Origin of the sequence: Buttiauxella cochleicola, from assembly GCF_021282435.1 — a bacterium.
Lineage (GTDB): Bacteria > Pseudomonadota > Gammaproteobacteria > Enterobacterales > Enterobacteriaceae > Buttiauxella > Buttiauxella massiliensis.
Map to the genome: position 1 here is coordinate 12666 of NZ_JAJSOT010000016.1, position 13740 is coordinate 26405.

Sequence of the window (13740 nt, forward strand, 5' to 3'; positions counted from 1 at the left end):
ATCTAAATAGTAGGAGTGCATAGTGGCCCGTATAGCAGGCATTAACATTCCTGATCAAAAACATACCGTGATCGCTTTAACTTCGATCTACGGTGTAGGCAAGACTCGTTCAAAGGCCATTTGTGCTGCGGCGGGTATCGCTGAAGATGTTAAGATCAGAGAGCTGTCTGAAGAACAAATCGACACGCTGCGTGACGAAGTTGCCAAATTTGTCGTTGAAGGTGATCTGCGCCGTGAAGTGAGTATGAGCATCAAGCGTCTGATGGACCTTGGTTGCTATCGCGGTTTGCGTCATCGTCGTGGTCTGCCAGTACGCGGTCAGCGTACGAAGACCAACGCACGTACCCGTAAGGGTCCGCGCAAACCGATCAAGAAATAATCGGGGTGATTGAATAATGGCAAAGGCACCAGTTCGTGCACGTAAGCGTGTAAGAAAACAAGTCTCTGACGGCGTGGCTCATGTCCATGCTTCTTTCAACAACACAATCGTTACTATCACTGATCGTCAGGGTAATGCATTGGGTTGGGCAACTGCCGGTGGTTCCGGTTTCCGTGGCTCTCGCAAGTCCACTCCGTTCGCAGCTCAGGTTGCAGCAGAGCGTTGCGCAGAAGCTGTGAAAGAATACGGTATCAAGAACCTTGAAGTTATGGTTAAGGGACCGGGTCCAGGCCGCGAATCTACTATTCGTGCTCTGAACGCCGCTGGTTTCCGCATCACTAATATTACTGATGTGACTCCGATCCCTCACAACGGTTGTCGTCCGCCGAAAAAACGTCGCGTATAACGCTCGTTTTTAGGAATGTTGGAGAAAGAAAATGGCAAGATATTTGGGTCCTAAGCTCAAGCTGAGCCGTCGCGAGGGCACAGACCTGTTCCTGAAGTCTGGTGTTCGCGCGATCGATACCAAGTGTAAAATTGAACAAGCTCCTGGCCAGCACGGTGCGCGTAAACCGCGTCTGTCTGACTATGGTGTGCAGTTGCGTGAAAAGCAAAAAGTTCGCCGCATGTTCGGTGTTCTGGAGCGTCAGTTCCGTAACTACTATAAAGAAGCAGCACGTCTGAAAGGCAACACCGGTGAAAACCTGTTGGCTCTGCTTGAAGGTCGTCTGGACAACGTTGTTTACCGTATGGGCTTTGGCGCTACTCGTGCAGAATCACGTCAGTTAGTTAGCCACAAAGCAGTTATGGTAAATGGTCGCGTTGTTAACATCGCTTCTTATCAGGTAACTCCGAATGACGTAGTTAGCATCCGTGAGAAAGCCAAAAAGCAATCTCGCGTGAAGGCCGCTCTGGAGCTGGCTGAACAGCGTGAAAAGCCAACCTGGCTGGAAGTTGATGCTGCTAAGATGGAAGGTGTGTTCAAGCGTAAGCCTGAGCGTACTGATCTGTCTGCGGACATTAACGAACACCTGATCGTCGAGCTTTACTCCAAGTAAAGCTTAGTACCAAAGAGAGGACACAATGCAGGGTTCTGTGACAGAGTTTCTAAAACCGCGCCTGGTAGATATCGAGCAAGTGAGTTCGACGCACGCCAAGGTGACCCTTGAGCCTTTAGAGCGTGGCTTTGGCCATACTCTTGGTAATGCACTGCGCCGTATTCTGCTCTCATCGATGCCGGGTTGCGCGGTGACAGAGGTTGAGATTGATGGTGTACTACACGAGTACAGCACCAAAGAAGGCGTTCAGGAGGATATCCTGGAAATCCTGCTCAACCTGAAAGGGCTGGCGGTGAGAGTTCAAGGTAAAGATGATGTTATTCTTACTCTGAATAAGTCTGGCATTGGCCCTGTGACTGCAGCCGATATCACCCATGATGGTGATGTCGAAATCGTCAAGCCGCAACATGTGATCTGCCACCTGACTGATGAGAACGCATCTATTAGTATGCGTATCAAAGTTCAGCGCGGTCGCGGTTATGTGCCGGCCTCTGCCCGAATTCATTCGGAAGAAGATGAGCGCCCAATTGGTCGTCTGCTGGTCGACGCCTGCTACAGCCCTGTAGAGCGAATTGCCTACAATGTTGAAGCTGCGCGTGTAGAACAGCGTACTGACTTGGATAAGCTGGTCATCGAAATGGAAACCAACGGTACAATCGATCCTGAAGAGGCGATTCGTCGTGCGGCAACCATTCTGGCTGAACAACTTGAAGCTTTCGTTGACTTACGTGATGTTCGTCAACCAGAAGTTAAAGAAGAGAAACCAGAGTTCGATCCGATCCTGCTGCGCCCTGTTGACGATCTGGAATTGACTGTCCGCTCTGCTAACTGCCTTAAGGCAGAAGCTATCCACTATATCGGTGATCTGGTACAGCGTACCGAAGTTGAGCTGCTCAAAACGCCTAACTTGGGTAAAAAATCTCTTACCGAGATTAAAGACGTGCTGGCTTCCCGTGGTTTGTCTCTGGGCATGCGCCTGGAAAACTGGCCACCGGCAAGCATCGCTGACGAGTAACCGGATCACAGGTTAAGGTTTTACTGAGAAGGATAAGGTCATGCGCCATCGTAAGAGTGGTCGTCAACTGAACCGCAACAGCAGCCATCGCCAGGCTATGTTCCGCAATATGGCAGGTTCACTGGTTCGTCATGAGATCATCAAGACGACTCTGCCTAAAGCGAAAGAGCTGCGTCGCGTAGTTGAGCCGCTGATTACTCTTGCCAAGACTGATAGCGTTGCTAATCGTCGTCTGGCATTCGCCCGCACTCGTGATAACGAGATCGTGGCAAAACTGTTTAATGAATTGGGTCCGCGTTTTGCAGCCCGTACTGGTGGTTACACTCGCATTCTTAAGTGTGGCTTCCGTGCAGGTGACAATGCTCCGATGGCTTACATCGAGCTGGTTGATCGCGCCGAGTCTCAAACAGAAGCTGCTGCAGAGTAATCTGTAGTAACGTGAAAAAACCGGGCTTGCCCGGTTTTTTTATATCTGAAATTCGTCCTCCCGTGCTTTTCCAGCATATCTTTATTACATCTCCAGTGATTGCAGAGTTGATTATGTGGTTACTTGATCAATGGGCAGAACGTCATATTCTTGATGCACAACGCAATGGTGAGTTTGATTCACTACCTGGGTCAGGGAAGCCTCTCGAACTTGATGATGATTCACATATCCCACTCGAATTACGAGCGGCTTGGCGTCTGTTGATAAATTCTGGTTGCTTACCTCCCGAGCTTCAACATCGTAAGGATGCTATTGAGCTTAATGATTTACTCAAATCGATAGGTCATAGCCATCCTGAATACACAGGTATCAGAAAGAAATTGCTATTACTTGAGCTCAAACTTCAGAATGCAGGAATGAGTACTGATTTCCTACATGGAGAGTATGCTGATAGATTGCTTCATAAAATTGATGAGGAATGATCATGTTTCGTATTGGAGAGTTGGCCAGACTGGCAGATGTGACGCCCGATACCATCCGCTATTATGAAAAGCAGCAAATGATGGATCATGAAGTCAGAACTGAAGGAGGCTTTCGGCTTTATAGTGAAAGTGATTTGCAGCGCCTGAAGTTTATCCGTTATGCAAAACAGTTAGGTTTCACGCTGGAAACTATCCGTGAACTACTGTCGATCCGAATCGATCCCGAGCATCACACCTGCCAGGAATCGAAGAGCATTGTGCAATCGAGATTGACAGAGGTGGAGTCCAAAATTAAAGAGCTTCAGCATATGCAGCGCTCGTTACAGAGATTAAATGATGCATGTTGTGGCACTGCCCACAGCAGCGCATATTGTTCAATCCTTGAAGCGTTGGAGCAGGGGGCTAGCCAGCGAAAAGATTAAATTGTATTTTTCAGATAAAGGCATAAAATCGCGCCGTTATTTTAATCAATTTGGAGTTTGTATGAGCAAGTATCAGCATAAGAGAGGGATCATCAAAGATAATGCCATTGAGGCATTGCTACATGACCCACTATTTCGTCAAAGAGTTGAGCAGAATAAGAAAGGGAAAGGGAGTTACCAACGTAATACAAAACATGGCAAACGAGGTAACTGGGAGGCCAGTGGCAAACAAGCAAATCGCTTTTTTACCACTGGCCTTCCTTTTTTCACTAGCGCATTCAGATTCGTTCGTTCTGCTGTTTCAGCAGGTCGCGAATTTCGCTGAGTAATACTTCTTCTTTAGTTGGTGCCGGTGGTGCTGCAGGTTCTTCGACTTTCTTACGATTCAGTTTGTTTATCGCTTTGATCGCAAGGAAAATCGCGAAGGCAACAATTACGAAATCAAAGATATTCTGAATAAATACGCCGTAATGCATCACAACGGCAGGAATATCACCCGCTGCAGGTCTTAATGTTAAAGCGAACTGTTTAAAATCCACGCCACCAATTAACAACCCAAGTGGTGGCATAATAATATCCGCAACTAATGATGAAACAATTTTCCCGAATGCGGCCCCAATAATTACACCTACTGCCAAATCCACAACATTTCCGCGCATAGCAAATTCACGGAATTCTTTTAACATGCTCATTTTTCTCTCCTTGTACCGGCTGACGTTAATAAGTCTAACAAATGATGACCCGATTGCCATTACATCAGGAAATATGAATTCCCTGCTAATACCTTAATATTCAGAGGGTTTATTGGGTTAAGAGAATGACGGGTAGATTTTTTATCTACCCGCTAGAGGTTATAGGAAGAAAGGACTTGGCTGGAATAGACGTTCCACATCGCTCACAAATTTCTTATCTGTCAGGAACATAATTACATGGTCGCCCTGTTCTATACGTAAATTGTCATTAGCGATCATGACATCGTTTCCCCTGACGACAGCACCAATTATCGTACCTGGCGGAAGCTTTATTTCATCAATAGAACGACCTACTACGCGTGAAGTACTTTCATCGCCATGGGCAACCGCTTCGATGGCTTCAGCCACTCCACGACGTAAAGATGATACCCCTACGATATCGGCTTTACGCACATGGCCCAATAATGCCGAAATGGTGGCTTGCTGTGGTGAAATTGCAATATCAATTACGCTGCCCTGCACCAAATCGACGTAGGCTTTACGTTGGATAAGCACCATGACTTTCTTGGCACCCATACGTTTAGCCAACATAGCGGACATAATATTTGCTTCATCGTCATTGGTGACGGCGATAAACAAATCAACTTGTTCAATATGCTCCTCGGCCAACAGTTCCTGATCGGAAGCATCACCATAGAATACGATGGTGTTTTGCAGCATTTCGGCAAGTTCGGCAGCACGTTGCGGATCACGTTCAATGAGCTTAACGCTGTAATCTTTTTCAAGACGCTGTGCCAGACCTGCCCCAATATTACCGCCACCAACAAGCATAATGCGCTTATAAGGTTTTTCGAGTCGTTGCAATTCACTCATTACGGCGCGGATATGCTGAGAGGCGGCAATGAAGAAGACTTCATCTCCGGCTTCAACGATAGTCGAACCTTGCGGGCGAATAGGACGGTCATGACGGAAAATCGCCGCAACGCGCGTTTCGATATGCGGCATATGTTCGCGCATAGTCGAAAGTGCATTTCCGACGAGTGGCCCACCGTAATAAGCTTTCACAACGGCAAGGCTTACTTTCCCTTCAGCAAAATTCACCACCTGAAGTGCACCTGGATATTCAATCAGGCGATAAATATTGTCGATGACTAGCTGTTCAGGCGCGATAAGGTGATCAATTGGCACGGCTTCGGCGTTGAATAAACGCTCGGCATCACGAACGTAATCAGGTGCACGAATTCGCGCGATTCGGTTTGGCGTATTAAAAAGCGAATATGCTACCTGGCAGGCAATCATGTTCGTTTCATCAGAACTGGTTACTGCGACCAACATATCGGCATCATCGGCGCCTGCTTCACGCAAAACGCGCGGATGCGAGCCGTGCCCCTGCACAACGCGTAAATCGAACTTATCTTGCAAGCTGCGTAGGCGATCCTGATTGGTATCAACAACAGTTATATCGTTGTTCTCACCTACCAGGTTTTCTGCCAGTGTGCCGCCGACCTGGCCCGCACCGAGAATTATTATTTTCATTGTTTTATAGCTTCATGAGATGAAACCTAAGACTCAGCAAACCTGAATCAGCTTTTAATTAGCTTAGCGTAAAAGAAGCCATCACCATCTTCCGGAGAAGGGAGATTCTGGATCCCTGGCATTTCTGGTGTACCTGTTTCCACCAGTTTTGCTTCTGGATGCTGCGCCAGGAATGCCGCGACTTGCTGATAGTTTTCTTCTGGCAGGATAGAACATGTGGCGTAAACCAATGTGCCACCCGATTTCAGTTTTGGCCAAATAGCTTCCAGAATCTCTTTTTGCAGTGCAGCTAATTCAGCGATGTCTCTGTCGCGACGCAACCATTTGATATCCGGGTGGCGGCGAATAACACCTGTAGCTGAACACGGTGCATCAAGAAGAATGCGATCAAATTGTTGATTACCACACCACTGTTCAGGGAAACGCCCGTCTCCTGATTTAACCTCTGCACTCATACCCAGACGTTGCAAGTTTTCGTGCACACGCTTCAGGCGCTGTTCATCAATGTCGACAGCCATCACGCGTGCTTTAGGTGCAGCTTCAAGTATATGAGTGGTTTTGCCACCAGGTGCTGCACACAAATCGAGGATCGCATCGCCATCTTGCGGATCCAGTAGATCAACACAACCTTGTGCTGAGGCATCCTGAACTGTCACCCAACCTTCTTCAAACCCCGGTAATGCGTGAACAGGAGCAGGAGTTTCAAGGCGCACTGCATCGCGATATTGTGGATGAGCATGACCTTCCAGCCCCTTTTCTGCTAATAACGCCATCCATTCTTCACGAGTATGGTGTTGGCGATTAACACGCAGCCACATAGGAGGGCGCTGATTATTGGCATCGACAATAGATTGCCATTGGCCCGGATAGGCTTTTTTCAAACGTTGCAGTAACCAGCTCGGGTGTAAGAAACGGCTTTCATGTTTAGCCGCTTCTGCCATCAGCTCTTCTTGTTGGCGCTGGAACTGGCGTAATACGCCGTTAATCAAACCTTTAAGTGATTGCTTCTTGATAGCAGCTGCCCCTTCAACTGTTTCTGCCAGAGCAGCATGAGCAGGAATGCGGGTATAAAGGAGCTGATAAAAACCTACCATAATCAAATAGTGGATGGTGCGTTGCTTGCCCGTCATCGGGCGAGACATCAATTTACCAATCAACCATTCCAACTGAGGCAGAGTGCGTAATACGCCAAAGCAAAGCTCCTGAAGCAATGCTCTATCTTTATCAGAGACTTTTTGTTGCATAGCAGGCAGGACATTACTGAGCGATTGACCTTGTTCCACAACTTGTTCAATCGTCTGTGCGGCCATACTGCGAAGATTTAATGTTTTTTTCATACGTACGCTCTGGTTTTTCGGCGCTTAAAAACAAAAATGCCCAGGTGATTGACCTGGGCGCAAAGAATTTCTTTTCTCAGGCGAGAAGTGCACCTGGCTTAAACCATTCACTGCGAGAGTTCAGGAGGTCCTGTGCAGTCATCGCTTTCTTTCCAGCAGGTTGAAGTGATTCCAGATTTAAAATCCCTTCACCAGTTGCCACCTGAATACCCTGTTTGTTGGTTTCAACAATGGTTCCGGGTGCTGCTTTAATCGGTTGGTTAATCACTGATGCCTGCCAGACTTTAACGGGCTGCCCGTCAATTTCCAGCCAACTCATTGGCCACGGATTAAAAGCGCGGATGCACCGCTCAAGTTGTGAGGCAGAAAGCGACCAGTCGATACGTGCCTCTTCCTTGCTGAGTTTTTCAGCGTACGTCACCAGTTCTTCATTTTGAACTTCAGGTTTTGCATGGCCTGTAGCCAACTGATTTAACGTTTCTAATAACCCCACAGGGCCAAGGTTTGCCAGCTTATCGTAGAGCGTTGCGCTGGTATCAGTGGCTTCAATTGGGCAGGAGAGTTTCACCAGCATATCGCCAGTATCCAGACCCACGTCCATCTGCATAATGGTCACGCCTGTTTCGGCATCACCAGCCCATAACGAACGCTGGATAGGTGCCGCACCACGCCAGCGTGGCAGCAGCGAACCATGAACATTAATACAGCCCAGGCGTGGCATATCCAGAACCGCTTTTGGCAGAATCAGACCGTAAGCTACAACCACCATGACATCAGCGTTCAAGCTGGAAACCAGTTCCTGATTTTCAGCAGGGCGCAAAGAGGCTGGTTGAAATACAGGGATATCCCTTTCAGTCGCCAGTACTTTAACTGGGCTTGGCATCAACTTTTTGCCACGCCCAGCAGGACGATCGGGTTGTGTGAATACGCCAACTACCTGGTGCTGAGAAGACAACAGCGCGTCAAGATGACGCGCTGCAAAGTCAGGAGTGCCAGCGAAAATAATACGCAGTGAATCAGACACATTATTCCCTTGTGTGATGGATTAGGCACTCTTATTCAGACGAGCCATTTTTTCCAGTTTCTGACGAATACGCTGACGCTTCAACGGTGAAAGGTAATCAACGAAGAGTTTGCCAACCAGGTGATCCATCTCGTGTTGAATACAAATGGCAAGCAGGCCATCAGCTTCCAGTTCGTATGGCTTACCTTCACGGTCCAGAGCGCGAATTTTGACTCTTTCCGCTCGAGGAACAAGAGCACGTTGTTCTGGTATGGACAGGCAACCCTCTTCGATACCAGTATCGCCGCTTTTTTCCAGCAACTCAGGGTTAATCAAAACCAGGCGCTCGTCGCGGTTTTCAGAAACATCAATCACAATGATACGTTGATGGATATCCACCTGTGTTGCTGCAAGGCCAATACCTTCCTCTGCGTACATTGTCTCGAACATATCATCGACAATCCGCTGAATCTCAGCATTCACCTCTTTGACCGGAGCCGCCACAGTGCGAAGGCGCTCGTCCGGAAAATGTAATACCTGCAAAACTGACATAAATATCCAGAGCTGTGTTCAATTGATAGAAAGATTATTACCTCTATTCTAGACATTTCCCCGCCTGATTGACAGCATCAGTGACCAATCGCAAGGATTGCTTTTATAGCTTATGGCAGGAGGAAGATATGCCACCAAAGGAGATATGGCTACGCTTGATGGCTGTTCAAAGTCTCAGTGGAGATAAGCTATTAAAAATTGCCCATTTCTTATTAAACGAACCGGAATGTACTGTCACTCATCTCTCCAACTCTGGCTTATCTGCTCTGCAGATTTCTTATTTTCTGGAATTTAGTGAAAAAGAGCTGGAAGCTTCACTTTGTTGGCTTGAGCAACCTAATCACCACCTGCTTACTGCGGATAGTGCCAATTATCCCGATCAGTTGCGGGCAATAGATTGTTACCCGGCAGCGCTATTTGTCGCAGGTGATATTGAGCTTCTTGCCAGTAACCAATTAGCCGTAGTCGGTAACCGTAACCTTTCTCTTTATGGCGAACGGTGGTGCCGAATGTTTTGTGAACCATTAGCTACTGCGGGATTAACGATAACGAGTGGTTTGGCTTTGGGTATTGATGCTGTAGCGCATCGCGCAGCGTTAAACGTACATGGAAAAACAGTTGCTGTTTTAGGAAATGGGCTAGCAAATCTTTACCCTAAACGTCATAAACAATTGGGTGAGCAGATTATTGCCGAGGGTGGTGCCATTATCTCTGAGTTTCCACTGAATACCACGCCATTTCCGGGGAACTTTCCACGCAGAAATCGAATTATCAGCGGCTTGAGTCGGGCTGTTTTTGTCGTGGAGGCAAGTGAGCGCAGCGGTTCTTTGGTGACTGCACGATATGCCATTGAACAAGGCCGGGAGCTTTTTGCATTACCTGGAGCAATTGGCAGCCCAGGGAGTGAGGGCCCTCACTTTCTAATTAAGCAAGGCGCTACTTTAGTGAGTCATCCTTCAGACATACTTGAGCATCTGGAAAATGAATTGCAATGGCTTCCCTCTATCCCCAAGGCCTTAATATATTCACACAATGAAGGGGATCGAACATTGCCATTTCCTGAGCTGTTGGCTAACGTAGGAGATGAGGTTACACCTGTTGACGTCGTCGCTGAACGTGCCGGCCAACCTGTGCCAGTTACGGTAGCCCAGCTACTCGAACTGGAGTTAGCAGGATGGATCGCAGCTGTACCCGGCGGCTATGTCCGATTGAGGAGGGCATGCCATGTTCGACGTACTAATGTACTTATTTGAAACCTACATCCACAACGAAGTGGAAATGCGAGTTGATCAAGATAAATTGACGCGTGATCTCGCCGATGCTGGTTTTGATCACGAAGACATTTATAACGCTCTTGTATGGCTTGAAAAGCTGGCGGACTATCAAGATGGTCTGACTGAACCCATGCAACTGGCCGCTGATCCTCTTTCTATGCGTATGTATACCGCAGAAGAGTGCCAGCGACTTGATGCAACTTGTCGGGGGTTTTTACTATTCCTGGAACAGATTCAGGTGCTGAACCTCGAAACCCGTGAAATGGTCATTGAACGAGTATTAGCGTTAGACACCGCTGAGTTCGAACTGGAAGACTTAAAGTGGGTGGTGCTAATGGTACTGTTCAACATTCCGGGGTGCGAAAATGCATATCAGCAAATGGAAGAATTACTCTTCGAAGTAAATGAAGGTATGCTGCATTAAATTAAAGCCGCGGCATGAGATGTTATGACCAAATCAGCACTGTTCACTGTGCCTAAAAATGAACCCTGTCCCCAATGTGGGGCAGGGTTAGTCATTCGTTCTGGTAAACACGGCCCTTTTCTTGGCTGTTCCCATTACCCGGAATGTGATTATGTTCGCCCGCTAAAAAGCCTGGCTGATGGCCATGTGGTTAAAGTACTTGAAGGTCAACACTGTCCTGTATGCCAGGAAAACCTGGTATTACGCCAGGGGCGTTTCGGCATGTTCATTGGTTGCAGCAATTACCCAACTTGTGATCATACCGAAGTTATCGACAAACCCGATGAAACTGCAATCAATTGCCCTCAATGCCAGAAAGGTAAATTAGTCCAAAGACGCTCTCGGTTTGGTAAAACCTTTTGGTCATGTGATAGCTATCCGACCTGTCAATTCGTCATTAATAGCAAACCAGTGGCAGGCGAATGCCCTGCGTGTCACTATCCGTTACTCATCGAAAAGAAAACGGCGCAGGGATTGAAACAATTCTGTGCCAGCAAACAATGTGGAAAGCCGGTAACGGCGGAATAAAGCTTGTGAAGACAAACCTGCAAACAGTGCAACTCCAAGAGATCGTTGCCGCCTTAAAACAACAACAAGTGATCGCTTATCCAACCGAAGCAGTGTTTGGCGTCGGTTGTGATCCTGACAGTGAGCTGGCAGTTACGCGTTTACTAGAGTTAAAACATCGCCCCGTAGACAAAGGCCTTATCCTGATAGCTGCGAGTTTCGAGCAACTTGTTCCATATATAGATAGCTCCGTGCTTTCGCAAATGCAGCGAGAAACCGTATTCTCTCGTTGGCCAGGGCCTGTGACCTTTGTTTTCCCAGCTCTTCCTTCAACACCGCGCTGGCTAACGGGTCGATTTGATTCCTTAGCCGTGAGGGTCACTGATCATCCATTGGTTCGTGATTTATGCCTGGTTTTTGGCAAACCTTTGGTTTCTACCAGTGCCAATTTATCTGGTTTACCACCTTGTCGTACGGCTGATGAAGTCCTGGCTCAATTTGGTGATGGCTTCCCGGTACTGCGTGGCGATACCGGAGGCAGGCTGAATCCGTCTGAAATTCGTGACGCTTTGACCGGCGAACTTTTCCGCCAGGGGTAATTAATGAACACCTTTGCCGTTTTTGGTAACCCAATTCAGCACAGCAAATCACCGCAAATTCATCAGATGTTTGCTGAGCAGTTAAAAATAGAGCATCCATATGGCCGTGTGTTGGCACCTGTTGATGCTTTTATTGAAACTCTTGAGCATTTTTTCCAGGCGGGCGGTAAAGGCGTCAATATTACTGTTCCTTTTAAAGAGCAAGCATTTACCCGTGCTGATGAACTGACCGAGCGTGCTGCATTAGCCGGTGCGGTGAACACGCTTAAGCGCCTGGACGATGGGCGCCTGCTCGGCGATAACACCGATGGGATTGGTCTTTTAACCGATCTGGAGCGTTTATCGCTGATCAAACCGGGTCGGCGTATTTTGCTACTGGGAGCGGGTGGCGCGGCACGGGGAGTTTTACTACCTTTGCTCTCGCTTGATTGCTCTGTAATGATAACCAACCGGACATTTTCTCGAGCCATGGAGCTCGCACAACTATTTAGCCACACTGGCAGTATTCAGGCGTTAGAGCAGTCTGAGCTGGAGGGGCATGAGTTCGATCTTATTATTAATGCCACCTCTAGCGGCATTGCTGGTGATATTCCTGTCATTCCAACTTCGTTGCTTTCGCATAATGTTCATTGCTATGACATGTTCTATCAAAAGGGTGATACACCGTTCTTGCATTGGTGCAAACAACACGGTGTTCAACATTATGCCGATGGTTTAGGAATGCTGGTGGGCCAGGCTGCACATGCCTTTTTTTTGTGGCACGGTGTGTTACCAGAAATCGCGCCAGTAATAGAGAAGCTAAAGCAGGAAATGTCGAAGTGAACCAGTCGATCCAGTTTCCCGATCGCGAGCAATGGGACGATCAACTTCTGGCGGTCTGCTTTCCTGCATTAGTAAATGGCTTTCAGATGATGTGCGGTATTACTGGGGAAACTATCGCCAGCCGTTATGGTGGCGATAATAAAGAATCATGGCTCGAGCTCTTTCGTCTTAATCGTTGGGATTTGGAAGACGAAGCAGAGGAGTTAATTGCAACTGGTGAACATGACAATCAAGCCTGCGTTTGGCTTTCCTGATCAAGATACTCATCTTTCCAGCGAACGTAGTTATTGGCTGAGTATTTTAAGCCTTCCAGTTCTCCAGCCGTAAGAGGGCGGATCTGCTTTACTGGGCTACCCAGATAAAGGAAGCCGCTCTCAAGACGTTTATTTTGCGGCACCAAACTTCCTGCACCGATCATTACATCGTCTTCTATTACTACACCATCCAGCAAAATCGATCCCATTCCTACGAGCACGCGGTTACCGATCGTGCAGCCGTGCAGCATGACCTTATGTCCCACAGTCACATCTTCACCGACAATAAGTGGATTGCCTTCCGGGTTATAGGAAGATTTATGCGTTACATGCAACACACTCCCATCCTGAATATTGCTACGAGCACCAATAGCCACATAGTTAACGTCGCCACGGATAGCAACTAGTGGCCAAATGCTCACATCATCAGCAAGACGCACGTCACCAATCACAACACTTGAACTATCAAGCATCACTCTTTGGCCAACTTCAGGATAGGTTTTTTGAAAAGGACGTAATACTGCAGACATAAATACCTCTGAAAGTTCTCTTCGTAGATAGACTGTGGCTGCTTTCTTAACCGATGGCAAGGAGGTAAAGCATCAAAAATAAGGCGAATTGGACATGATCGCAGCGAAAAGGGCGAAAACTAATCAGTCGGAAGAAAAGATCGAAAAAAGGGTTGTGCTATAAAAAGAGATCCCTATAATGCGCCTCCATCGACACGGAACATGTGAACAACATCACAGAGTAACGGCGGCGATGAGAGTCAAATATCCTGAAATTAAGGGTTGACTCTGAAAGAGGAAAGCGTAATATACGCCACCTCGAGTTAGCAAGCGAAAGCGCGTAACTCACTGCTCTTTAACAATTTATCAGACAATCTGTGTGGGCACTCGCAGGATTGATATCTCAGAT

At 47.5% G+C, this 13740-nt stretch carries 20 protein-coding genes; 14 read left to right on the forward strand and 6 right to left on the reverse strand.

All coding sequences use genetic code 11. The annotated features are described in order from the left end of the window. Nucleotides 1-22: 22 nt before the first annotated feature. From rpsM to LVQ77_RS21955, 8 genes are all read left to right on the forward strand, one after another. Nucleotides 23-379 (forward strand): 30S ribosomal protein S13, encoded by a 357-nt coding sequence (gene rpsM / locus LVQ77_RS21920; RefSeq protein ID WP_034461763.1) that lies wholly within the window; start codon nt 23-25, stop codon nt 377-379. A gap of 16 nt (nt 380-395) precedes the next feature. Beyond that, on the forward strand, nt 396-785 hold the full coding sequence (gene rpsK / locus LVQ77_RS21925; protein ID WP_004138423.1) for a 30S ribosomal protein S11: 390 nt from the start codon (nt 396-398) through the stop codon (nt 783-785). Between the two features lie 31 nt (nt 786-816). Further along, the gene (gene rpsD, locus LVQ77_RS21930) at nt 817-1437 is read left to right on the forward strand and encodes a 30S ribosomal protein S4 (protein WP_034461762.1); all 621 of its coding nucleotides are present in this window, start codon (nt 817-819) and stop codon (nt 1435-1437) included. 25 nt (nt 1438-1462) lie between these two features. Further along, a complete protein-coding gene (locus tag LVQ77_RS21935; protein ID WP_034461761.1) occupies nt 1463-2452 on the forward strand; it encodes a DNA-directed RNA polymerase subunit alpha in 990 nt (329 codons plus the stop codon). Between the two features lie 40 nt (nt 2453-2492). After that, entirely contained in the window at nt 2493-2879 is a 387-nt protein-coding gene (gene rplQ / locus LVQ77_RS21940; protein WP_034461760.1) for a 50S ribosomal protein L17, read from the forward strand. A 113-nt stretch (nt 2880-2992) separates the two neighbouring features. Beyond that, nucleotides 2993-3361: a DnaJ family domain-containing protein gene (locus LVQ77_RS21945; RefSeq protein ID WP_232864018.1), complete on the forward strand. Its 369-nt coding sequence runs from the start codon at nt 2993-2995 to the stop codon at nt 3359-3361. A 2-nt stretch (nt 3362-3363) separates the two neighbouring features. Then, nucleotides 3364-3783 (forward strand): Zn(2+)-responsive transcriptional regulator, encoded by a 420-nt coding sequence (gene zntR / locus LVQ77_RS21950; protein WP_232863768.1) that lies wholly within the window; start codon nt 3364-3366, stop codon nt 3781-3783. 61 nt (nt 3784-3844) lie between these two features. Continuing rightward, entirely contained in the window at nt 3845-4108 is a 264-nt protein-coding gene (locus LVQ77_RS21955) for an alternative ribosome-rescue factor A (RefSeq protein WP_232863767.1), read from the forward strand. On the opposite strand, the gene mscL is transcribed toward LVQ77_RS21955, so the two are convergent. From mscL to def, 5 genes are all read right to left on the reverse strand, one after another. After that, entirely contained in the window at nt 4062-4475 is a 414-nt protein-coding gene (gene mscL / locus LVQ77_RS21960; RefSeq protein ID WP_034461758.1) for a large-conductance mechanosensitive channel protein MscL, read from the reverse strand. The genes LVQ77_RS21955 and mscL overlap by 47 nt on opposite strands. Nucleotides 4476-4634: 159 nt before the next feature. Next, nucleotides 4635-6011, reverse strand: coding sequence for a Trk system potassium transporter TrkA (gene trkA, locus LVQ77_RS21965; protein WP_034461757.1), 1377 nt, complete (start codon nt 6009-6011; stop codon nt 4635-4637). Nucleotides 6012-6058: 47 nt separating this feature from the next. Continuing rightward, nucleotides 6059-7348, reverse strand: coding sequence for a 16S rRNA (cytosine(967)-C(5))-methyltransferase RsmB (gene rsmB / locus LVQ77_RS21970; RefSeq protein WP_232863766.1), 1290 nt, complete (start codon nt 7346-7348; stop codon nt 6059-6061). Between the two features lie 76 nt (nt 7349-7424). Then, the gene (fmt, locus tag LVQ77_RS21975) at nt 7425-8372 is read right to left on the reverse strand and encodes a methionyl-tRNA formyltransferase (protein WP_232863765.1); all 948 of its coding nucleotides are present in this window, start codon (nt 8370-8372) and stop codon (nt 7425-7427) included. Between the two features lie 21 nt (nt 8373-8393). Then, on the reverse strand, nt 8394-8903 hold the full coding sequence (def, locus tag LVQ77_RS21980; RefSeq protein ID WP_064514237.1) for a peptide deformylase: 510 nt from the start codon (nt 8901-8903) through the stop codon (nt 8394-8396). Between the two features lie 128 nt (nt 8904-9031). On the opposite strand from def, the gene dprA reads away from it, so the two are divergent. Genes dprA through LVQ77_RS22010 form a run of 6 tightly spaced genes read left to right on the forward strand, consistent with a single transcriptional unit; the run spans nt 9032 to nt 12822 of the window. After that, on the forward strand, nt 9032-10156 hold the full coding sequence (dprA, locus tag LVQ77_RS21985) for a DNA-protecting protein DprA (RefSeq protein WP_232905474.1): 1125 nt from the start codon (nt 9032-9034) through the stop codon (nt 10154-10156). After that, on the forward strand, nt 10128-10601 hold the full coding sequence (smg, locus tag LVQ77_RS21990) for a DUF494 family protein Smg (RefSeq protein ID WP_034461751.1): 474 nt from the start codon (nt 10128-10130) through the stop codon (nt 10599-10601). Before dprA ends, smg begins: the two co-directional genes overlap by 29 nt. Nucleotides 10602-10625: 24 nt before the next feature. Continuing rightward, complete coding sequence (locus tag LVQ77_RS21995; protein ID WP_034461750.1) at nt 10626-11168, forward strand: DNA topoisomerase family protein; 543 nt, start codon at nt 10626-10628, stop codon at nt 11166-11168. A 5-nt stretch (nt 11169-11173) separates the two neighbouring features. Continuing rightward, complete coding sequence (gene tsaC / locus LVQ77_RS22000; RefSeq protein WP_232905475.1) at nt 11174-11746, forward strand: L-threonylcarbamoyladenylate synthase type 1 TsaC; 573 nt, start codon at nt 11174-11176, stop codon at nt 11744-11746. A 3-nt stretch (nt 11747-11749) separates the two neighbouring features. Continuing rightward, complete coding sequence (gene aroE / locus LVQ77_RS22005) at nt 11750-12568, forward strand: shikimate dehydrogenase (protein ID WP_232905476.1); 819 nt, start codon at nt 11750-11752, stop codon at nt 12566-12568. Continuing rightward, nucleotides 12565-12822: a DUF1488 family protein gene (locus LVQ77_RS22010; protein WP_232905477.1), complete on the forward strand. Its 258-nt coding sequence runs from the start codon at nt 12565-12567 to the stop codon at nt 12820-12822. Before aroE ends, LVQ77_RS22010 begins: the two co-directional genes overlap by 4 nt. On the opposite strand, the gene LVQ77_RS22015 is transcribed toward LVQ77_RS22010, so the two are convergent. Then, nucleotides 12798-13352, reverse strand: coding sequence for a gamma carbonic anhydrase family protein (locus tag LVQ77_RS22015; protein ID WP_232905478.1), 555 nt, complete (start codon nt 13350-13352; stop codon nt 12798-12800). The genes LVQ77_RS22010 and LVQ77_RS22015 overlap by 25 nt on opposite strands. Nucleotides 13353-13740 lie beyond the last annotated feature (388 nt).